Consider the following 20,465-nt stretch of genomic DNA (forward strand, 5'->3'; position numbering starts at 1 on the left):
AAACATACAAATAAGTATAATTATCACAGAAATTATGTATTAATTTAGCCAATCATTCAAAAAATGATTGACGAGTTGGTCTATGCCAACCTACTGTGTACTTCTAAAAATATTAATAATTTTAATCCCTACTATGTCCAATTTTTTAAAATTAATGTTGAAACAAATTCATGTGTTTTTGATGTTGCTATTGGCTAATCACTTACAGGCTCAAAATCAATATGAGCTTAACGGTGCTTGGAAATGTGCACCCATCAAAAGTGTGAAAGAAAATGGGGAGGTGATTTCATCTCCTCATTTTTTTCTTTCGGGTTGGAAACCTGCCGTTGTTCCGGGAACTGTGCTAACAAGTATGTTGGCTAACAAAGAAATTCCTGATCCTTTTTATGGATTGAACAATGAGAAAATACCAGATATTTATAATACTGGCAGAGACTATTATACTTATTGGTTTGCTAAAGACTTTAAAGAAGTATCGCCAACCAACGGTTCTGAAGTGTGGTTGAAATTCAGAGGTATCAATTATGCCTGTGATGTTTTTTTGAATGGCAAAAAAGTAAATGAGAAAGTGTTTGAAGGAATGTTTCTTCGTCAATCTTTTAATATTACTAAGCTTTTGGCGAAAGATGGAAACAATCGTTTAGCAGTCATTGTATATCCACCTTACACCGTTGGTAATGCCAATGGCGGGCAAGGTGGTGATGGGACAATTGCCAAAAACGTTTCGCTACAATATACAGCTGGATGGGACTGGATTCGTCCGATTCGTGATAGAAACACTGGTATTTGGGATAAAGTGTATATCGAAAAAACGGGTAAAGTAAATCTAAAAGACCCACATGTAATTACGCTAGTTCCAGAAAAAAGATTACCTGATGCTCCACAAAAACCAGCCATTATCAAAGCCTCTGCTGATTTAGAGAATACTTCTTCTGTAAAAGTTGAGGGTACTTTAGTTTATACCATTGATGGCAACAAGGTTTCCAAAAAAGTAAGCCTTGCTCCTAACAGTACCACTACGGTTAACCTTGATAATTATAGTTTAAAGAATCCTCGTTTATGGTGGCCAGCGGGCTATGGTAAGCAAGAATTGTATGATACAAAATTTGAGCTTATCGTAAACGGACAAGTTTCTGACCAAGAGGCTGTAAAAGTTGGGGTACGTGAAATTCAGACAGATTGGAATGCCTTAACAGCAAGTCGCCAGATTTATGTCAATGGACAAAAAGTATTCATCAAAGGGGGTAACTGGATTATTTCTGATGCCATGTTGCGTTTCTCGGACGAGCGATACGATGCAGAAATTCGTTTTCACCGTGATATGAACCTGAACCTCATTCGTATTTGGGGCGGAGCTTTGGTAGAACGTCCAGAATTTTATGAAGCTTGCGACCGCTACGGTTTATTGGTATTCCAAGATTTTTGGATGTCGGGCGATTGTAATGGTCGTTGGGTAGACCCTATGAAAAAAGAAGACCAATGGACAAGAAGAAACTACCCTGATAATCATCAGCTATTTTTATCATCGGCAGCTGATATGATTAAAATGGTAAGAAATCACCCTTCGTTAGCCATTTGGTGTGGAGGTAACGAAATTACGCCACCCGAAGATATTTTAGTACCTCTAAGAGACGAAATCTTACCAAAATTAGACGGTACTCGTTGGTTTATTGATTATTCAAACTCTGACGAAATGTCGTTTAATTCATTAGGGGGAAATGGCGATGGGCCTTATGGTATTCAACCATTGGATGTATTCTGGAATCAACGCACTTTCCCTTTTAATTCAGAAGTTGGGTCAGTAGGTACAGGTGATTATGAATCATTAAAACGCTTTATTCCAAAAGAAAACCTGAATGTTCCTTATCATGATAGTAATCAAAAGCCTGATTCTGTCTGGACTTACCATACTTATACGGGCGTAGGCTACAATCAGTTTATAGACCCTTACGGAAAGCCAAAAGACATCAAAGATTTTGGTTTGAAAGCTCAGTTGGTCAATTATGACCAGTACCGTGGTTTGATTGAAGGTTTTTCTTCACATATTTGGGAATGGTACACAGGCGTGATTATCTGGAAAACCCAAAATCCTTGGACAGCCATGCGTGGGCAAATGTATGATTATTACTTAGACCCCAACGCTTGTTTGTATGGCTTGAAAAGTGGTAGCGAATTGGTACACATTATGGCAAATCCTGTAGATGGCATGCTGATGATGGTGAATAATGACTTTAAACCTCGCAGAAATTTGATGTTGGTGGCTAAAGCATACGACATCAATGGAAAAGTAAAAGAAATCACTCAGGTGTTCACCTTTATTGAAGCAAGTTCTGTAAAGAAGATTCTTTCAGTGAAAAAGGTTTTAGAAGAAATTGGTGCGGAAGAAGGTTCATTTTTATCATTACAATTATTGGATGAAAACAAACAAATTGTAAGCGATAATATGTACTGGTATCCTAACAGCAAGGGGGTGTATTCGGGTTTACAAAAAATGAAATCGGTAGAAAATCTAAAAGTAGCTGTAAAGAGTATCGGAACGGGCAAAGTACAAGTAACCATGAGTAATCCTGCGAATAATCCTGTTGCTTTCTTTAACAGAGTTTCGATAGTAGATGAAAGAACCAAAGAACGTATTTTACCAGTATTCTATAACGATAACTACGTTTCTATTGCCCCAGGAGCAGAAAAAACCATCATTATTGACAATGTTCCTTTACAAACAAAACCACAAGTATCTATTGAAGGCTGGAATTATTCCTTGAAGTATTTCAATATTCAATAATAGTTTATGAGTTTAGGGTTTATGAGTTTAAAGTAGATTTAAAACGCATAAACCCTATAAGCTCAAAAACTTTAAACTCATAAACTCATAAACTTTAAACTTATAAACTCATAGACTTTTTACTCATAAACTCATAAACCCTATACCTCGTCTTCCTTATCTCTCAGTTTGCTTACAACCTCCGTTATTTCTCTGGTATAAACATTTAATTTTTCAGCAGCATGTTTAAGGGCATTGATAAAAGAACCTATTTCCTCTTGTGAAAGCATCGGTTCGTCAAACATATTACAAATACCTAACATTAGTGTAACAGGATGGCGTACCTCGTGCGAAATCTTAAAAAGAATCTCCTCTAAGTCTTTAATGCGGTGTTCTTTTTCCTCCTCTGCTTTTTTCCGCTCATCAATTGGTATCCTTATTGAAAAGTATTGAATGATAACATGGTTTTCATCAAATACGGGAAGAATGATACTATCTTGCCAAAAATAAGAACCGTCTTTCGCAATACTTTTCACCTCATTTCGCCACATTTCACCCGCAGAAATAGTCATCCACATTTCTTTAAAAAATGTAGTAGAATGATACCCCGCATTCAAAATTCTATGATTTTGTCCAATCAATTCCTCCTCAGTGTATTTACTTACCTCACAAAATTTCTTATTTACATATATAATTATTCCCTTGGTATCAGTAACAGAGCAAATAACACTTTCATTTATCGCCATCTGATAAGCCTCCAAAAACCTTAATAATTCAAGTTTCGACTTATCTTTAAAAGTATAATTTTCTGCCATTCTATTTTACAACAAATCTTCTCTCACTGATTTTTGACTGTTTCAAGGGATAAACTTAGTAAAAAATCATCTAACATAAGATTTTTTCAAGAAAAAATGGAAAGATGTGGTAAACGCAATCGCTCGTCTGCATGCGAGTGATGACTATTAAAAGGCTTCCAGCCGAGATAATTGCAAAATGATAAGTACAATGAATATTCTCGTATGCTAAAACGGTAAACACAAGGTTTATTACTACTCAAACCTAAATATTGCCCTTCCACAAATCATTTAACTTTGATTAGTTACCCAATTTTATTTCTTTTGTGCAGTTAATTACACTATTTCTAATCTTTCAAAACACTAAACCATCTTATGAGAAAGTATCTACTCTCCTTTTTTACATGTATTGCTTTTACGAGTGCTTTTGCACAGAAAACAGAATTACATTTTGCATTAAATTCTGGGCTTTTTTCTTTCACAGGCAAAGCTTCTGATGCGATTTCATCCATTAATTATAATGAAACCAATCAAAGTGGCTATACCAATAATCCTTATGGTACGCAGTCTGCTATTTCTTATGGCTTTTCTGTGAATTTAAAGAGAATAACAAAAAAGAATTTTATTCTGGGGATTGACCTTGGCTATGAAAATCTAAGAAGTAAAGTAACCATCAATACCATCAATGGTTATACGGGAAGTTCCACGTATCAACTAGTAGCTACTGGCAAAACGATTTTAGTTTCAGACTTTATCAATATCTTTCCATCTATTGGACATCGTTTTCATACCAATAAAGTAGCCATTGATTTAACGGGTGGTTTTGATATTGGAGCTAATTTAAAGGCTCATGAAAACGGAAAAGCAACAGCCGTTGATGGAACAGTATTTACAACTGATGTTGATAGACATACCATTAGTGCAGATGTTAGACCAAGAATTCAGGTGGCAGCCATTTATAACAAAATGGGTATTTATGCGGGTTATTCTTATGGTTTTTTAAGCTATAAAGCTGGCTACGTTGGTGGCTCTACCGAATGTGTTGCAAGGTTTGTACGTTTTGGGATAACGTATCAGTTATTTTAAGACTAATTAATCCAATAAAAAAGCGTCTTGAAAAGTTAATTTTCAAGACGCTTTTTTATGTGTTTATGCTCTAACTTATTTACTCTTAGCATCCCAAAGGGCTGCTTTTGCTAAGGCTGCTTTGTCAGCACTTCTGGCTTTAATCCAGTCGCTTAAAAATTTATATGATTTTTTATCAGTCTTTGCATCTACCAAGCTATCTAATACGGCAAGGGCTTTAGGCACTTGTCCTTCACGGAAGTAGGCAGTTGATTCTTCTCTCCAAACTCTTCCATTAATTGATTTTTTATCTACGCCTAATTTAGCAAGATTAGCCCTAACCTGATTAATTTTTGCAACAGAATAACGCATTCCGCGACTACTGTACAAAGAATACATAATAATGTTTTCAGCAGTTTGTTTTACTAGGGTTTTATCATATTTAGCATTGAATTCACCTAAATGGTTAATCATGTATTCAAAAATATCATTGTCGTCATCCATGATTACTTTTTGCAATAATAAAAAGCTGGTATTATTGCTGTATTGAGCAGACGGGATGATTTTTGCATAATTATTCATTACATTGATATTATCCACCGTATCACGCATAATTCTAGCCATAAAGCCATATTCAATCAAGAAATTAGCATCACGATTGCCAGAACGGTAACTTGTTTTATAATTACTAGTACGTTGCTTAGGGTCAATTGCCTTCGTAGCAGCTTCAATCAATGCTTGGGGGGTATTATAATTTTCGCCCAAAACTGTAATGTGCTGTAGCTTTACATCTTTATCAAAAAATAAAAGTGTTGGTGTAGAGGGAATCCAAATGCCTTGTTTATTCAAAAAAGCTGCTCCTTCTGGCGAAGTAATATCAAGCTTATAATTTACAAAGTTTTGGTTGAAGATATTCCCTACTTGTGCATTTTCAAAAGTAGGTTTGAAAGCATTACAAACATGACAGGTAGGTGCATATACTTCTAAGTGTACAGGTTTGTTTTGGGCTTTGGCTAAGTCAAAAACTGTTCTAAGGTTTCCTCCCTGTAAAAAAGCTGTTCCTTTCTGAGCAAAAGATAAATTGCTTAGCAGTATGAAAACAGCGAGCATTAATAATTTTTTCATGGTTAAAATTGGATGATTGCGAAATTCCTGACCCGATTATACGTCTCACTCTCTTCAGAGAATAAGGTTGTTCAGTTCTTATGTTATTGGCTTTTTAATAAAACAAGATGTAAAAACGAAATAATATTTTTCTCAAAATCCTTTCTATTAGCGGGTGACTTAATTTCTACTGATTACCAACATCTTTTAACGAGTTGAAATGAAGATGTGATTATTGATAAAATTGGTTCAAATAGGCTTAAATCGCCTTTCAAACCAAGCGTCGGTCGCCTCATGTCATAGCCTGACTACTTGAAGCTCTTATTCCTAGCGAGGGACTTAAGTCCCTCGCTAGGAATAAAAAACATTGATTATCAGTTATTTATATACTTATGAGTAATCAGTAGAAATTAAGTCACCCGCTAATAGAAAGGATTAGAACTTAATACTCATTAATAATCAATTATTGTCCTTTTTCAGCAGCCTTGATTTCCTCTTGCAGATTTTTAGTAAGTGTTCTACAAAGGTTATCAATTAAACTAGCCATTTTTTCATCACCAGTAGCATCTACTAAAGTATTGCCTACACTGCCGATAATTTCAATATAAAAACGCTTCATTTCTAAAACGTCCATGTCTTTTGTCCAAAGTGGTAACGCTAAAGTTCCTTTGTGGTAATGGTCCCAAACACCTACAAAAATAGATTTTGTTTCTTCAATACCTTCATTAGGGTTGTCTGTGGCCGACCATTGTATTTGTTCAGGGATACTTTGGTCGTCTAATTGTACTTTAAAATTAATTTCAGAATGTTTCATTATAAATAATTAGTACTTTTTTATATTATGGTTTTTTGAAATAAGTAGCCCAAAAAACTAATAGCTCATAACTCAGCGCTGATAGCTAATACTACTGATTTGCAAAAACTTTTTTCAATAAATCCGTTACACGAGCAGCAGGATTTTCTCTGATTTTGAGTTCTTCTTGAGCAACTAAAAGGAATAACCCGTCAATTGCTTTTTGAGTTGCATATTGTTTTAAATCTGGGTTAACTTTTTTAGCAAATGGAATTTTATTGTACGTAGTAGCAATTTCTCCGTATAATTTTGTCGCACCCGTCGAATTAATAGATTCTTCCATCACAGGAGCAAACGCATTGGTTAATGCTACCGAAGATGTTCTTTTTAAATAATTAGTAGCAGCATCTTTATCTCCTTTCAAAATACTGACAGCATCTTGTATCGTCATTTGTGTGATAGCATCCACAAAGATAGGTACTGCTTTTTCTGCCGCTTTCTCTGCTCCTCTGTTCAAGGCAGTAATAAACTTATCGCATTGAGCACCCAAGCCAATCTGACGAAGTTTTTGTTCTACATTTTGGGCTTCTGGGGGGAACAAAAGTTTAATAGCTTGGTTTCCAAGAAAACCATCTGTAGCTGATGCCTGAGCAGCACTATTTTTGATACCCACAGTCAAGGCTTCTTTTAAACCTTTACCAATCTCTGCGGTGGTTAAAGGTCCAGATGTGTTACCTAATACATCATTCGCTTGTTTAAGGATATTTCCAAAATTCTGTGAATTACAGCTACTCACTGAAAAAATTAAGGATAGGCCTAAGAATATTCTTTTCATTTTTTTAATTTCAAGATTTAACAATATTAAAAACTGACAAATTTTTATGTAAAGTCATTGTCATTTAAACGCCAAAACACTTGAATTTGTGTAATTTTGAACAAAAATAATCAATTAGGACTAAGCCTTTAGCTAAAAGGTAAAAATAAAAATGATTCGAGCAGAGATAATTACTATTGGTGACGAGATATTATATGGGCAAATTACTGATACTAATACACAATGGATTAGCGCTGAACTTGATAAAATAGGCATTCGCACCGTTAGGAAATCTTCCGTTGGTGACACACAGGAGGCTATTTTGCAAATTTTTAATGAAGCCACCCAACGAGCAGAATTAGTAATTGTAACAGGAGGCTTAGGACCAACAAAAGATGATATTACTAAAAAGACATTTTGTAAGTATTTTAACACTACCCTTGAAGTACATCCAGAAGCATTAACAGATTTACAAGACTTTTTCAGAAAAAGAGGGCGTGAGGTAACAGGTTTAAATCTTGGACAAGCAGAATTACCCGCTAATGCTACTTATATCAAAAATACCATGGGGACAGCACCCGGTATGTGGTTTGAGCAAAATGGTGTAGTATATATCTCTATGCCAGGGGTGCCTTATGAAATGAAAGGGTTAATGACGTTATCGTTATTACCCAAAATACAAGCTTATTTTAAAACGCCTGTCATTTTCCATAAAGTAATTCGTACAGTTGGTATTGGGGAATCTTTGTTAGCCGAAATGATTGACGCTTGGGAAGATGCCTTGCCTCCACATATCAGACTAGCTTACTTGCCCTCGATGGGCAGTGTAAAGCTCCGTCTGACAGGCTTCGGAGAAGATATTGCTTTGCTTGAAAAACAGGTAGAAGAAGAATTTCAAAAAGTACTGCCTACTATTCAAAGTTATGTATATGGCTATGGCAACGAAGAACTAGAAGAGGCAATTGGACGTTTATTGAAAGAAAAAGGTTTGACCGTTTCAGTAGCAGAAAGTTGTACTGGTGGATATTTGGGGCATCAATTCACTAAAGTAGCTGGCTCTTCAGCGTATTTTATGGGTGGAATACTCTCTTATGACAACAGCGTTAAAATTAATCAGTTAAGCGTAAAACCTGAGACTTTAGTACAATTTGGAGCAGTTTCTGAGGAAACGGTTGTCGAAATGTCAGAAAATATTCGCAAATTATGTAATACAACTTTTGGATTAGCGACTAGCGGCATTGCTGGACCAGACGGTGGAACACCCGACAAGCCCGTGGGTACTATCTGGATTGCCATTGCCACTGAAAGTAAAACAATCACAAAAAAATTGCAATTGGGTGGGTTTCGTGAACAAAACATTCATCTTACAGCAATCAACATACTGAATTTATTAAGAACAACATGGCTTTAATCGAAGTAATCATGCCCAAAATGGGCGAAAGTATCATGGAGGCTACTATTTTGAAGTGGCTTAAAAGTGTAGGCGAAAAAATTGATACCGACGAGTATTTATTAGAAGTAGCTACTGATAAAATTGATACTGAAGTACCTTGCTCTCAATCAGGTGTTTTAACGGAGATTTTGGTTCAAGAGGGTGAAATCGCTGAAATTGGCAAGCCTATTTGTATTATCAGTACTGACGAAGAGGAGGTTAAGGACAATACAAAAGTGGAAGTAATTTCGGAGCAACTGGCACAAGAAATTGAAGAAATAAAAATATTGACAGGCATTAATCTTGACCCAATTACGCAAGAGGCTGTCATTTCATCCAATAATGGCTCAAGGTTCTATTCTCCATTGGTATTGAGTATTTCTAAAGAAGAAAATATTTCTAAGACTGAGCTTGATGCTATTGTGGGGACTGGTGCAGACCAAAGAGTAACAAAACACGATATTCTTAATTATTTAGAACAACGCAAAACGACTAAGGTAATAACACCACAAGCCAAAGCTCCTGAAAAAATACTTTCAAATGCTTCTCCCGTTTTCATATCTGGCAATGATGAGATTATTCAGATGGACAGGATGCGTAAAATGATTGCTGAAAGAATGGTGGATTCTAAAAGGGTTGCTCCTCACGTTACATCTTTCGTAGAAACAGATATGACGAATGTAGCCATCTGGAGAAACAGTATCAAAGATTCTTTCAAAAAGCAATATGGCGAAAATATTACCTATACGCCTATTTTGTTAGAAGCCATCGTTAAGGCTATCAAGGATTTCCCTCAAATTAATGCGTCGGTTGATGGCGATAGAATTATATATAAGAAGAATATTAATGTAGGGATGGCAGTTGCGTTGCCTAACGGTAATTTAATTGTACCAGTTATTCATAATGCTGATTCTTATAATTTAATTGGTCTGACCAAGAAAATTAACGATTTAACAAAAAGAGCAAGAGAAAATAAGCTTAAACCTGAAGATTTGGAAGGTGGCACTTATACTTTCTCTAACATTGGTACTTTCGGAAATATCATGGGTACGCCCATTATTGTTCAGCCACAAGTAGCTATTATGGCGTTTGGAGCTATTCAGAAAAAACCAGCTGTAATTGAAACCCCACAGGGTGATTTGTTAGGTATTCGTCAAAAGATGTTTATTTCTCATTCTTATGACCACAGAATTGTGGATGGCTCATTAGGTGGACAATTTGTAAAAAGAGTATCTGATTACTTGGAAGCCTTTGAAATTGATAGAAAATTGTAGGTAGAGTGCTGTGTATTTATTACTAGCGAAGGACTTAATTCCCTCGCTAGTGATAAATATTTTTATAAGATTCCTTCTTATTTAAACTCCTTACTAGTCGGTAGCTCAACGCTCTTTATCGCACCAATAGGGGCTATTTTTATATTTTTATTACCTTTTTTCAAATAAAAGTAATACAAGCTGTTTGAGTTTATAAGATAAACCTGCTCAGCTTCACCACTGCTAAAATTAAGGGTAGTTTTATATTCAAGTACATCTTCCTTTATTCTTCTTGATAAGCCTAATCCTTTTCCCAACCCTATTCCAACGAAGAATGAAAATAGGGTCAATGCCATAAATTTAACAAAAAGATTGGTATAGTGGTTTTCAAGTCCTTCATTATCTAATTCGCCCTTACCATTTAATCCTGACAATCTTTTTACCCATTCTTTATCCCTTTTTTTTGATAGGTAAGCTGGGAAATAATACGAAAATGCGATAAGCACTATTAATAAAATTAGTATAACTGGAAAGGAAGCTAAATCGACAATCGGACTTATTAATATGTCTGTAATGGTTGAATATTTTAAAATATTTACTCCAATTTGGAAAAACATTACCCCTTCTTTAAATATTCCCAATATTATCAAAAAAAGATAGCCAAACGGAATTGCTTTTTGTATGCCTTCAGAAAATTTCATTTTTGTAAGTTTAGTTATTTAATTGTTTGTTGTATGGTGTTTTTTGCATTTCTAAAACTATGCATATATTTCTAAATATCCAATTTATTAGAAGGCATCGGATCTTAAGATAGAAGGATGTCTCATAAAACATAAGTCATTCTGAATTTTTCTTAGAATAGGGAAGTTTAACAAAATAGCCTCATTATGGCAAAATATTTCGCCCCAATAGGGCTTGGAGAAGATAACTAAATTAGCAGGATATTTCTACCGATATATTGTTCCTAACGGAACTATTATTCCATATATACAAATCAAAAAGCGGTCAGAAAAATAATTTCTGACCGCTTTTTGATATCAACATTCGGAATGTTTAATGTTATTTCTATCATCTAAAACTCAGCATTCGCAGGTTTACTTAAATTTGGCTTGATAATTCTTAGCCAGATTAATAATTTAATCATCGGATAAGTTGGGTCAAATTCATACCATTTTGAAGCGAAATTCATGCTATTCGGCAATTTATGGTGATTATTTTGGAATAGCTCGCCCATCATTAGGAAATCAAATACCAATGAATTTCTTGATTTGTCGTTATTATCATGGTTTTGATAACCATATTTATGACCAGACCAGTTTACGATAGCACCATGTACAGGTCCCATCAAAAAATGGATTGGCAACAAAAAGAAAAATGCCCAGTGCATATCAAAATAAACAAAAGCAACCACATACATCAATACGTAAGCAACGCCCCAACCTATTCTTGACATCCAGTGGTCTCCCACTTTTTCAATCGTTTTTGAAAACGGATAGTTGTGGTCAAAACGCTCTTCTATTTTAGATTTATTATTCAACAATGCGTTGTAAATATCTTTTGTCTTCCACATCATAGCAAATACATTATCTGAAAAATGCGGTGAATGTGGGTCTTTTTCAGTATCGCTAAAAGCATGGTGCATACGGTGTAAAATTGCGTAGGCACGTGGACTTAAATAAGAAGATCCTTGAGAAACGTAAGTAAGAAAATAGAAAAATTTCTCCCAAAATTTATTCATCGTAAACATCTTATGTGCTGAATAACGATGTAAGAAAAACGTTTGACTAAATAAAGATAAATACCAATGAAAGATGAAAGCGGGCAATACCAATTGCATGATTATATTTTGTTATTTTAATTTGTTCTTGTGATTGAGCACTAAAAAGAAAGTCCTTAGTTATTTCTCATTAAAAGAATAACACTAAACCTTCAACAAAGTTACCGAATGTTTGGTGAAATGGTTTAAATATTTTCATATTCTGACATTTGCAAGGTTTAAAACGATGTTAGCGAGTATGAAAGGAGATTTGCCCCCATTTGCAAGGCTTTCATCCTGATACCTTCGGGGTCGTTATACACACTTTGGTCTTCCCAGCCATTGCCCAAATCGCATTCGTAGGTATAATAACAGACCAATCGTCCTTCATAAATCAAACCGAAACCTTGCGGAGGTTTGTTATCATGTTCATGTATTTTGGGTAATCCATTCGGAAATTTAAATTTCTGGCTATAAATAGGATGGTTAAATGGCAATTCAACAAAACTTAGTTCTGGAAAAACCTTTTTCATTTCTCTTCTAATGAATTTATCCAACCCATAGTTATCATCAATGTGTAAAAAACCTCCGCCTACTAAATACTTTCTAAGGTTTATTACATCGGCTTCGCTAAATACCACATTGCCATGTCCTGTTAGATGCACAAATGGATAAGTAAACAATTCAGGACTTGATGGTTCTACAATATCCTCTTCTGGAGCAATGTTCGTTCTGAGGTTACTATTGCAAAATTTAATAAGGTTGGATAGCGAGGTTTTGTTACAATACCAATCGCCCCCTCCCCCATATTTCATTTTAGCAATTTTAAATGAATACTGAGCAAAGCTTTGATGATTAACAACCAACAAAAAAGTCAACAGCAAAATATAGGCAATACTTTTAGCGGTATTCTTCATAGTTGAATTACATTTTTGTTTGCTTGGTTTACTATTGATTAATTAAATTTAAAGCGAAACAGGCTGCCAATCCAGCCGTTTCAGTTCTTAATCTACTTTTGCCTAGCGTAACGGGCTTAAATCCTTTTGCCAAAGCTTGTTGTATTTCTTCGGGAGTAAAGTCACCTTCTGGGCCTATCATCACAGCGTAATTCCCTTTTGGGGTTGCCAACTCTTGAATCAATTTTCTATCACCTTCTTCTAAGTGAGCAATCATTTTCTGGTCTTCTGCAATATCTTTTTGTAAAAAAGCCTTCCAGCTAATCATCTCATTAATCTTGGGCAGAAATGCTTTGAGCGATTGTTTCATTGCTCCGATGGCTATTTTTTCAACCCTGATTGTTTTGATTTCCTTTCGTTCAGAATAACGACTTTGAATAAAAGAAATTTCATGAATACCCATTTCTACACATTTTTCTATCATCCATTCTATCCTATCCATATTTTTGGTAGGTGCAATAATCAAATGAATGTAAAAATCCTGACGCTCGTAATTTTGTTGTTCTTCCAAAATCCTCACTTCACATTTTTTTTCATGTGCCACTTTTATATCACAACGATAGAATCCTCCGTTGCCATCCACTACATAAATTTTACTTCCTACTGTAAGGCGTAAAACTCTGATTGCATGACGAGACTCTTCTTCGTTTAACAAATGTGTTTGCTTGATATTGGGTTCGTAAAATATATTCATGTAATTAGTCTTCCTGAAGCTTAGAAAGCGATTCTTTTTCCAGAGAAGATTTTTTGCTATAACAAAAGTAAATAAATAAAATACCTGCTATGACGATTGGCACTGCGATTATTGAGCCTTCAAAGCCAAATTCTCCGCCAGTCCATAGGATATTACCCATTACATTTTGGGTGATAATGCCTTGTATACTATGTCCTGATACTTCAAAGCCAAAAACTGCTCCTTGAAAGAAATTCCAAGTAAAATGTAGCCCGATAGGAAACATCAAGTTTTTTTGAAAGATGAAATACATTCCGAGCAAATAACCCGCCAAAACCAGATTGAATAGAGGAACGAGGGCGATATGATTGTTCATCAGATGTAACCCTGAAAAGATTAATGCAGACGTGCTGAGTGCCACATATTTATTCATGCCTTTCATTAAGGTACTTAGTACATACCCACGAGCCATGAGTTCCTCTGAAATGGCAACACATACAAAAAAGATGATGTATGACATGAACATTATGGGATGAAACTCAAGCTTAACTACTTGAACAAATCCCATAATTTTCATGATTATAAATCCCGCAGTAATTAAAATAATGCCTAACAAACATCCACTGGCAAAATCTTTTGTTTTTCCTTTCCAGTTGATACCCAACTGTTTAAAGGTAAGTTTATTTCCTAAGAGTACTGGAAAAAGCCAAACTGCTACTATTTCAACGATAACTCCCCCTAATTCCTGCAACAATAATTTATCATGATGCTTAGGCTGACTACTCAGTTCATACAGTTGGTTTAAGCTAATCCCATAAATATTTGCTAATAAGTAGGCAAATAAAATTCTACCTAGCCCAGCGAAGAAAATAAAAAACAAAAGAAACCCAGCAACATTAATCAGTGCCTTCAACCAAATGGGTACAGCGTTAAACATTTATATGTGTTAAGTAATTGAGTGATTTAGTGAATGAGTGATTAATACTTTAAAATTCAACAAATTCTTATCACCACAACTCATCACTCACACTTCTTACTTAGTCTTCTGCTTCTGTTTTGAAAGAATATAAAGTTGGGTCTAATTTGAAATTGCCTGACAAATAATCATCAACAAATTTAGTTACCACTCTATCATTTACTTCTTCTACGTTCAAACATACCTCAAGACCGATTCCAAATTCAAAATCTTCATCAATCTCTAAGTGTTCAGAAAGCTTAATTTCTTCATTCTCTTCAATTTCTTCAATCAATTCGGTGATGAACAATTCTACTTCTTCATCCATTGCTTCATTGGCAGTATACGTCTCATCACGATTTTCAACAGGCACATACAAAGGAAATGATTTCATCGCTTGGCGCTCGGCAGTTTCGTAAACGATACTATTGTAGTGCAAACGCAAAGAATAAATAACGGCATCAAAAATTGCTTCTTGTCCATTGTATTCACCAACAAACTGAACGTGAACAAATTCTTCAACGTTATCAGGTTCGTCATTAAGTTCGTCTTCAAAGTAAACAAACTTTTTTCCTGCTTCCTTGCATTCCTTTTTTAACTGTTCAATTTCTTTTGGGTCAAGTCCCGGATTTGATTTTAATGACATATTACAATAGATTAATTTATGTGTCAAAGATAGCAAAAATGCCCACTAACACAAAAGTGTTGTGGGCATTTTCAGGCTTTATATTACTTATCTGATAAGTAACAACTCTCTGTATTTTGGTAAAGGCCATTCGTCGTCGTCAACGATAAGCTCTAATTTATCTACGCAGTAACGAATTTCCTCAAAATAATTCTTCACTTTAGTGCTATAAAGTCTAGCTCTTTCAGCAGTATCTTCTACATTATTAGCTTCTTTTCTAGCCTCAGTCATCTCATCAACCAAGTTGTTGATTTTAGAAGTATAGATAGATATTTTCTTGATTATTTCAATCGTCGGTGCATAATATTGTGGGTCGATACCGATTTCTTTTTGTCCACGAACATTATCAACCAATTGCGTTTGATATTTCAAAGAAGTTGAAACGATGTGGTTAATGGCTAAATCGCCCACTACTCTCGACTCAATCTGAATTTTCTTGATATAATTTTCAACCTCAATTTCATAACGAGCGTGCATTTCAACCTCATTGAAGATACCATGCTTAGAAAACAAGTCTGCCGCAGATTTATCTAAGTATTTCAATAATGCTTCGGGCGTTGTCTTTAGATTAGACAATCCTCTTTTTTCAGCCTCTTGTGTCCACTCTTCTGAGTATCCATTTCCTTCAAAAAGAATTTTTCTTGATTGTTTTACATATTTTTTCAATACCTCAACAATCGCTAGTTCTTTCTTGATACCTTTTTCAAGGTATACGTCTACTTCTTCTCTGAATTGGAATAATTGGTTGGCAACAATCGTGTTCAAAATCGTCATCGGAGCAGCCGAATTGGCAGATGAACCTACGGCTCTGAATTCAAATTTATTTCCTGTAAAAGCAAAAGGGGAAGTTCTGTTTCTATCAGTGTTATCCAACAGAAGTGCTGGAATTTTATTGATACCTAGTCTTAGATAAACGTTATCACCTTTTTCTAATTTAATATCGTGCATTTCAGAAAGATTCTCTAAATCATTCAATACGCGCGTCATTTCTGTACCGATAAAAATAGAAACAATGGCTGGAGGAGCTTCGTTTGCTCCTAAACGGTGTTCGTTCCCTGCCGTTGCGATAGATGCACGTAATAAATCAGCATAATCGTGAACAGCCTTAATCGTATTTACAAAGAAAGTAAGAAAACGAAGGTTTTCTTTTGGCTTAGTCGATGGGCCTAAAAGGTTTACGCCAGTATCAGTAGCCAACGACCAGTTATTATGTTTACCAGAACCGTTGATACCCGCAAATGGTTTTTCATGGAAAAGTACACGCATTTTATGTTTTGCAGCTACTTTATTCATTAAGTCCATCAAAAGGGCGTTGTGGTCACAAGCTAAGTTTGCTTCTTCAAAAGTCGGAGCAACTTCAAACTGTGCGGGTGCTACTTCGTTGTGGCGTGTACGCACTGGCATACCTAGTTTCAAAGCTTCAAGCTCAAAATCTACCATGAAGGCATTTACTCTTGAAGGAATTGAGCCAAAGTAATGGTCTTCCAACTGTTGCCCTTTTGCTGGCGAGTGTCCGAAAACTGTTCTACCAGACATCATTAAATCTGGACGAGCATTGTACAATGCTTCATCCACCAAAAAGTATTCTTGTTCAACACCTACCGAAGCCGTTACTTTTGAAACTTCACGATTGAAGTATTCATTCATCACTTTGGTAGCTGCCTTATCAATCAATTCCCCTGATTTTAACAGCGGTGTTTTATAGTCTAGTGCTTCGCCAGTATAAGAAACAAATACTGATGGGATACACAAAGTAGCAGTTCCTGCCACGTTTTCCATGATGAACGCAGGAGAAGAAGGGTCCCAGGCGGTATAACCACGTGCCTCAAAAGTAGAACGAATCCCACCGTTAGGGAAAGACGAAGCATCAGGCTCTTGTTGAACCAATGCCGACCCCTTGAATTTTTCTACTGCTTTACCCTTACCTGTGATATCAAAAAAAGCATCGTGCTTTTCAGCAGTAGTACCAGTTAGTGGTTGAAACCAGTGAGTATAGTGTGTTACTCCTTTCGATAAAGCCCAAGATTTCATTGCAGCGGCTACTTCGTCGGCAGCCTCTCTATCAATTTTCTTACCATCTTCAATCGCGTTTGTAATTTTCAGATAAGCTTCTGGACTCAACAAAGAACGCATCACTTCATCATTAAAAGTATTGCTTCCATAATAGTCCGTTACTTTCTCTGTCGGTATTTTTACTGCTACCGTCGGGCGAGATTGAGCTAACTCAAGTGCTTTAAATCTTGCAATTGCCATATAAATTAATTCAGATTATTTTTTGAATGTTAATGGATAATCCATTTGGACCTTGATTGGAAACATTGTAAAGCTATGTTCCCGCTCAATCATATCCTCATTAATACCACTAAATTTTAAACTCACGTATAAATGTAATTGAAATTTATTTTTTATTAATTATTCAGGGATAAAATTTAAAAAAATAGCCAAAATTGGGCTTTTGACTCCAAAATTGAAAACCTTCAAATATCACAATTTTATCAATATTAAAATAACCAAAGAAAAAATTTGACTATTTTAAGAACTTTACATTTAATTCTGTGAAAATTTTGATTTACAAAATAAAGTATCGTAAATTTGATAATAACAAAATATAATTTCTTTAAACAAAAAATTAGTATTGTTTTAGACATTAGAATAGTTCAAATAAAGCAAAAAAAGAGGTGCAGGTTTAAAAATTTCATAAAAATCATTTTTTTCTTGTGAAATTCAATTTTAGAAGTATAAATTTGTACCAAGAAATAAGGAAATTAACCAAATATTAAAAAATCCAATAACAAAATCATGGCAAAAGCTAAACTTGAGTACATTTGGTTGGACGGTTACAAACCAACTCAGAGCCTTCGTAGTAAAACTAAAATTGAAAATGATTTTAGTGGTAAATTAGAGGATTGCGACATGTGGTCATTTGACGGTTCATCAACAGAACAAGCACCAGGTGGTTCTTCTGACTGTCAATTAAAGCCTGTTTTTATCTGTAAAGACCCTGAACGTTCTTTATTAGGAACTCCTGCTTATTTAGTTATGTGCGAAGTATTGGATTCAGAAGGTAATCCACATGAGTCTAACGGTCGTGCTACGATTGAAGATGATGACAATGACTTCTGGTTTGGTTTTGAGCAAGAATATTTCTTATATGACTTAGCTACAAATCTTCCTTTAGGTTTCCCTGCAAACGGTTATCCTCGTCCACAAGGACCATATTACTGTTCAGTAGGTGCTAAAAATGCTTATGGACGTAATATCGTTGAAGAACACTTAGAATATTGTCTTCAAGCTGGTTTGAACGTAGAAGGTATCAACGCTGAAGTTGCTGCTGGTCAATGGGAATTCCAATGTTTCTCTAAAGGAGCAAAACAAGCTGGTGATGAAATCTGGGTTGCTCGTTATTTATTAGAAAGAACTTGTGAGAAATACGGTGTTTGGGTTAACTACCACTGTAAGCCACTTGGTAATACTGACTGGAATGGTTCAGGTATGCACGCTAACTTCTCTAACACTGCTCTTAGAACAGCTGGTAAGAAAGAAACTTACGACATTATCTGTCAAGCATTCGCTCCTTTCGTGAAAGAACATATCGAAGTTTATGGTGCTGATAACCATTTACGTTTGACTGGTAAACACGAAACTCAGTCTATCGATCAGTTCTCTTACGGAGTTTCTGACCGTGGTGCATCAATCCGTATTCCAATCGCTGCAGTTCAAAAAGGATGGAAAGGATGGTTAGAAGACCGTCGTCCAAACTCTGCTGCTGATCCATACAAAGTTGCAGCTCGTATTATTAAAACTGTGAAAACTGCTGTTCTCTAGTTTTGATACAACATATATAAGCAAAAAGCTCGACTAAATTAGTCGAGCTTTTTGCTTATATACCAGATAATCAACTAATAATGAATACTATATACACTTAGTTTTGATTTTTTAGCTATAAATTTCAATCTTGATAACTATCTTTGCAGTATGAAAAAAGTAGCATTTTATACATTAGGCTGTAAACTCAATTATTCAGAGACTTCAACTATCTCAAGAATGTTTGAGCAAAAGGGCTATCAGAAGGTAGAATTCAATCAAAAGCCAGACATATTTATCATCAATACTTGTTCTGTTACTGAAAATGCGGACAAGAAGTGTAAGAAAATTGTAAAAGAAGCAAATAAGATAAATCCTGATGGTTATGTAACCATCATTGGATGTTACGCCCAATTAAAACCAAAAGAAATTGCCGACATCGATGGAGTAGATGCCGTATTAGGAGCAGCCGAAAAATTTCAATTGATTGATTTATTAGATGGTTTTGTAAAAGAACCAAGCGGCAATAAAGCCAAAATCTATAATCAAAATATTGAGGAGGCAGTGGAATATCATACTTCTTATTCCTTAAACGACAGAACGCGTACTTTCTTGAAAGTACAAGATGGTTGTGATTATCCATGTGCTTACTGTACTATTCCTCTTGCTAGAGGAGCTAGCCGTTCTGATACCATTCAAAATGTAGTAAAGGCTGCTCGTGAAATTGCTGAAAGTGGTGTAAAAGAAATTGTATTAACAGGCGTAAATATCGGTGACTTCGGTTTACAAAATGGCAAAAGAGTAAATACTTTTCTGGATTTAGTCAAAGCATTAGACGAAGTAGAAGGCATCGACCGCTTTAGAATTTCGTCGATAGAGCCAAATTTGCTTACAGATGAAATCATCACCTTTGTGGCGAGTTCAAAACGTTTTGTACCACATTTCCATATTCCTTTACAATCGGGTTCAAACAAGGTGTTAGCCTTGATGAAACGTCGCTATAAAAGAGAACTTTATGTAGATAGAGTTAATAAAATAAAGGAATTGATGCCTCATTGCTGTATTGGTGTTGATGTAATCGTAGGCCATCCAGGTGAAACTGAGGAGGCGTTTTTAGAAACGTATCATTTCTTAAACGATTTACCTATCAGCTATTTGCACGTTTTTACTTATTCTGAACGTGAAAATACTACTGCTTTGGCCATCAAGCCAGTAGTACCTATGAGCAAAAGGTCTGAAAGGTCAAAAATGCTTCACATTCTATCTGATAAAAAAAGAAGGTATTTTTATGAACAACATTTGCAAAATGACTTCACTGTACTTTTTGAAGAAGATGTTGAAAATGGGCAAATGCAGGGTTTTACTGAAAACTATATCAGAGTAACGGCTAAATATGACCCATTGTTGATTAACGAAACAAAAAAAATAAAACTAACTGCTATTAATGATAATATGGTGGTGGAAGTAGAAGAAGCAGAGGTTTATGAAATGCATTAAAACTTAATGTTGATAAGAAATCTTATTATCAAAAGAGGTCAGAAAACTAATTTCTGACCTCTTTTTTAATTATTGTAGTTTATACACTAAATGTTTGGCTGGAGGCCTTTTAATAGTCATCAC

General features: G+C 35.2%; 17 protein-coding genes. 6 read left to right on the forward strand and 11 right to left on the reverse strand.

Annotated features, from left to right (window positions below; translation table 11 throughout):
* The first annotated feature begins 154 nt into the window (after positions 1-154).
* Positions 155-2,782, forward strand: a complete 2,628-nt coding sequence (locus J2Y60_RS20505) for a glycosyl hydrolase 2 galactose-binding domain-containing protein (protein ID WP_309916690.1) — start codon at positions 155-157, stop codon at positions 2,780-2,782.
* A 140-nt stretch (positions 2,783-2,922) separates the two neighbouring features.
* Here the strand turns inward: J2Y60_RS20505 and J2Y60_RS20510 are convergent, their stop codons facing one another.
* A complete protein-coding gene (locus J2Y60_RS20510; RefSeq protein WP_309916693.1) occupies positions 2,923-3,576 on the reverse strand; it encodes a PAS domain S-box protein in 654 nt (217 codons plus the stop codon).
* A 354-nt stretch (positions 3,577-3,930) separates the two neighbouring features.
* On the opposite strand from J2Y60_RS20510, the gene J2Y60_RS20515 reads away from it, so the two are divergent.
* On the forward strand, positions 3,931-4,641 hold the full coding sequence (locus tag J2Y60_RS20515; protein ID WP_309916694.1) for a hypothetical protein: 711 nt from the start codon (positions 3,931-3,933) through the stop codon (positions 4,639-4,641).
* A 75-nt stretch (positions 4,642-4,716) separates the two neighbouring features.
* Here J2Y60_RS20515 and J2Y60_RS20520 read toward each other — a convergent pair whose 3' ends face one another.
* The 3 genes from J2Y60_RS20520 to J2Y60_RS20530 form a co-directional block, all read right to left on the reverse strand.
* Positions 4,717-5,745: a DUF255 domain-containing protein gene (locus tag J2Y60_RS20520; protein ID WP_309916698.1), complete on the reverse strand. Its 1,029-nt coding sequence runs from the start codon at positions 5,743-5,745 to the stop codon at positions 4,717-4,719.
* A 442-nt stretch (positions 5,746-6,187) separates the two neighbouring features.
* Positions 6,188-6,538, reverse strand: coding sequence for a gliding motility protein GldC (gene gldC / locus J2Y60_RS20525; RefSeq protein ID WP_309916701.1), 351 nt, complete (start codon positions 6,536-6,538; stop codon positions 6,188-6,190).
* 91 nt (positions 6,539-6,629) lie between these two features.
* Complete coding sequence (locus J2Y60_RS20530) at positions 6,630-7,352, reverse strand: DUF4197 domain-containing protein (RefSeq protein WP_309916703.1); 723 nt, start codon at positions 7,350-7,352, stop codon at positions 6,630-6,632.
* Positions 7,353-7,503: 151 nt separating this feature from the next.
* Between J2Y60_RS20530 and J2Y60_RS20535 the strand changes: the two genes are divergently transcribed.
* Positions 7,504-8,742: a competence/damage-inducible protein A gene (locus J2Y60_RS20535; RefSeq protein ID WP_309916707.1), complete on the forward strand. Its 1,239-nt coding sequence runs from the start codon at positions 7,504-7,506 to the stop codon at positions 8,740-8,742.
* Positions 8,733-10,037: a dihydrolipoamide acetyltransferase family protein gene (locus J2Y60_RS20540; protein ID WP_309916710.1), complete on the forward strand. Its 1,305-nt coding sequence runs from the start codon at positions 8,733-8,735 to the stop codon at positions 10,035-10,037. The genes J2Y60_RS20535 and J2Y60_RS20540 overlap by 10 nt, the downstream gene beginning before the upstream one ends.
* Positions 10,038-10,114: 77 nt before the next feature.
* Here the strand turns inward: J2Y60_RS20540 and J2Y60_RS20545 are convergent, their stop codons facing one another.
* From J2Y60_RS20545 to J2Y60_RS20575, 7 genes are all read right to left on the reverse strand, one after another.
* Positions 10,115-10,717, reverse strand: a complete 603-nt coding sequence (locus J2Y60_RS20545) for a hypothetical protein (protein ID WP_309916713.1) — start codon at positions 10,715-10,717, stop codon at positions 10,115-10,117.
* Positions 10,718-11,088: 371 nt separating this feature from the next.
* Positions 11,089-11,853 carry an acyl-CoA desaturase gene (locus J2Y60_RS20550; protein ID WP_309916716.1) on the reverse strand — a complete coding sequence of 255 codons (765 nt, stop codon included), beginning with the start codon at positions 11,851-11,853 and terminating at the stop codon, positions 11,089-11,091.
* A 158-nt stretch (positions 11,854-12,011) separates the two neighbouring features.
* Positions 12,012-12,689, reverse strand: coding sequence for a DUF4159 domain-containing protein (locus J2Y60_RS20555; protein ID WP_309916720.1), 678 nt, complete (start codon positions 12,687-12,689; stop codon positions 12,012-12,014).
* Positions 12,690-12,720: 31 nt separating this feature from the next.
* A complete protein-coding gene (locus tag J2Y60_RS20560; protein ID WP_309916723.1) occupies positions 12,721-13,422 on the reverse strand; it encodes a 16S rRNA (uracil(1498)-N(3))-methyltransferase in 702 nt (233 codons plus the stop codon).
* A gap of 4 nt (positions 13,423-13,426) precedes the next feature.
* Entirely contained in the window at positions 13,427-14,338 is a 912-nt protein-coding gene (locus J2Y60_RS20565; RefSeq protein ID WP_309916726.1) for a CPBP family intramembrane glutamic endopeptidase, read from the reverse strand.
* A gap of 100 nt (positions 14,339-14,438) precedes the next feature.
* Positions 14,439-15,002 (reverse strand): hypothetical protein, encoded by a 564-nt coding sequence (locus J2Y60_RS20570; protein ID WP_309916729.1) that lies wholly within the window; start codon positions 15,000-15,002, stop codon positions 14,439-14,441.
* An 87-nt stretch (positions 15,003-15,089) separates the two neighbouring features.
* On the reverse strand, positions 15,090-17,294 hold the full coding sequence (locus J2Y60_RS20575; RefSeq protein WP_309916731.1) for a glutamine synthetase III: 2,205 nt from the start codon (positions 17,292-17,294) through the stop codon (positions 15,090-15,092).
* 546 nt (positions 17,295-17,840) lie between these two features.
* Here J2Y60_RS20575 and J2Y60_RS20580 point away from each other — a divergent pair.
* Positions 17,841-18,866 carry a glutamine synthetase beta-grasp domain-containing protein gene (locus J2Y60_RS20580; RefSeq protein WP_309916734.1) on the forward strand — a complete coding sequence of 342 codons (1,026 nt, stop codon included), beginning with the start codon at positions 17,841-17,843 and terminating at the stop codon, positions 18,864-18,866.
* Positions 18,867-19,016: 150 nt separating this feature from the next.
* Positions 19,017-20,342 carry a tRNA (N(6)-L-threonylcarbamoyladenosine(37)-C(2))-methylthiotransferase MtaB gene (gene mtaB / locus J2Y60_RS20585; protein WP_309916737.1) on the forward strand — a complete coding sequence of 442 codons (1,326 nt, stop codon included), beginning with the start codon at positions 19,017-19,019 and terminating at the stop codon, positions 20,340-20,342.
* Positions 20,343-20,465 lie beyond the last annotated feature (123 nt).

Source organism: Arcicella sp. BE140 (assembly GCF_031456255.1).
In the GTDB taxonomy this organism is placed as follows: Bacteria; Bacteroidota; Bacteroidia; order Cytophagales; family Spirosomataceae; genus Arcicella; species Arcicella aquatica.

Coding starts and splice junctions, on each gene's coding strand:
- J2Y60_RS20555 (WP_309916720.1), bottom strand. CDS start 12,689: ATGAAGAATACCGCTAAAAGTATTGCCTATATTTTGCTGTTGACTTTT.
- J2Y60_RS20580 (WP_309916734.1), top strand. CDS start 17,841: ATGGCAAAAGCTAAACTTGAGTACATTTGGTTGGACGGTTACAAACCA.
- J2Y60_RS20520 (WP_309916698.1), bottom strand. CDS start 5,745: ATGAAAAAATTATTAATGCTCGCTGTTTTCATACTGCTAAGCAATTTA.
- J2Y60_RS20565 (WP_309916726.1), bottom strand. CDS start 14,338: ATGTTTAACGCTGTACCCATTTGGTTGAAGGCACTGATTAATGTTGCT.
- J2Y60_RS20505 (WP_309916690.1), top strand. CDS start 155: ATGTTGAAACAAATTCATGTGTTTTTGATGTTGCTATTGGCTAATCAC.
- J2Y60_RS20560 (WP_309916723.1), bottom strand. CDS start 13,422: ATGAATATATTTTACGAACCCAATATCAAGCAAACACATTTGTTAAAC.
- mtaB (WP_309916737.1), top strand. CDS start 19,017: ATGAAAAAAGTAGCATTTTATACATTAGGCTGTAAACTCAATTATTCA.
- J2Y60_RS20550 (WP_309916716.1), bottom strand. CDS start 11,853: ATGCAATTGGTATTGCCCGCTTTCATCTTTCATTGGTATTTATCTTTA.
- J2Y60_RS20575 (WP_309916731.1), bottom strand. CDS start 17,294: ATGGCAATTGCAAGATTTAAAGCACTTGAGTTAGCTCAATCTCGCCCG.
- J2Y60_RS20540 (WP_309916710.1), top strand. CDS start 8,733: ATGGCTTTAATCGAAGTAATCATGCCCAAAATGGGCGAAAGTATCATG.
- J2Y60_RS20545 (WP_309916713.1), bottom strand. CDS start 10,717: ATGAAATTTTCTGAAGGCATACAAAAAGCAATTCCGTTTGGCTATCTT.
- J2Y60_RS20535 (WP_309916707.1), top strand. CDS start 7,504: ATGATTCGAGCAGAGATAATTACTATTGGTGACGAGATATTATATGGG.
- J2Y60_RS20515 (WP_309916694.1), top strand. CDS start 3,931: ATGAGAAAGTATCTACTCTCCTTTTTTACATGTATTGCTTTTACGAGT.
- J2Y60_RS20510 (WP_309916693.1), bottom strand. CDS start 3,576: ATGGCAGAAAATTATACTTTTAAAGATAAGTCGAAACTTGAATTATTA.
- gldC (WP_309916701.1), bottom strand. CDS start 6,538: ATGAAACATTCTGAAATTAATTTTAAAGTACAATTAGACGACCAAAGT.
- J2Y60_RS20570 (WP_309916729.1), bottom strand. CDS start 15,002: ATGTCATTAAAATCAAATCCGGGACTTGACCCAAAAGAAATTGAACAG.
- J2Y60_RS20530 (WP_309916703.1), bottom strand. CDS start 7,352: ATGAAAAGAATATTCTTAGGCCTATCCTTAATTTTTTCAGTGAGTAGC.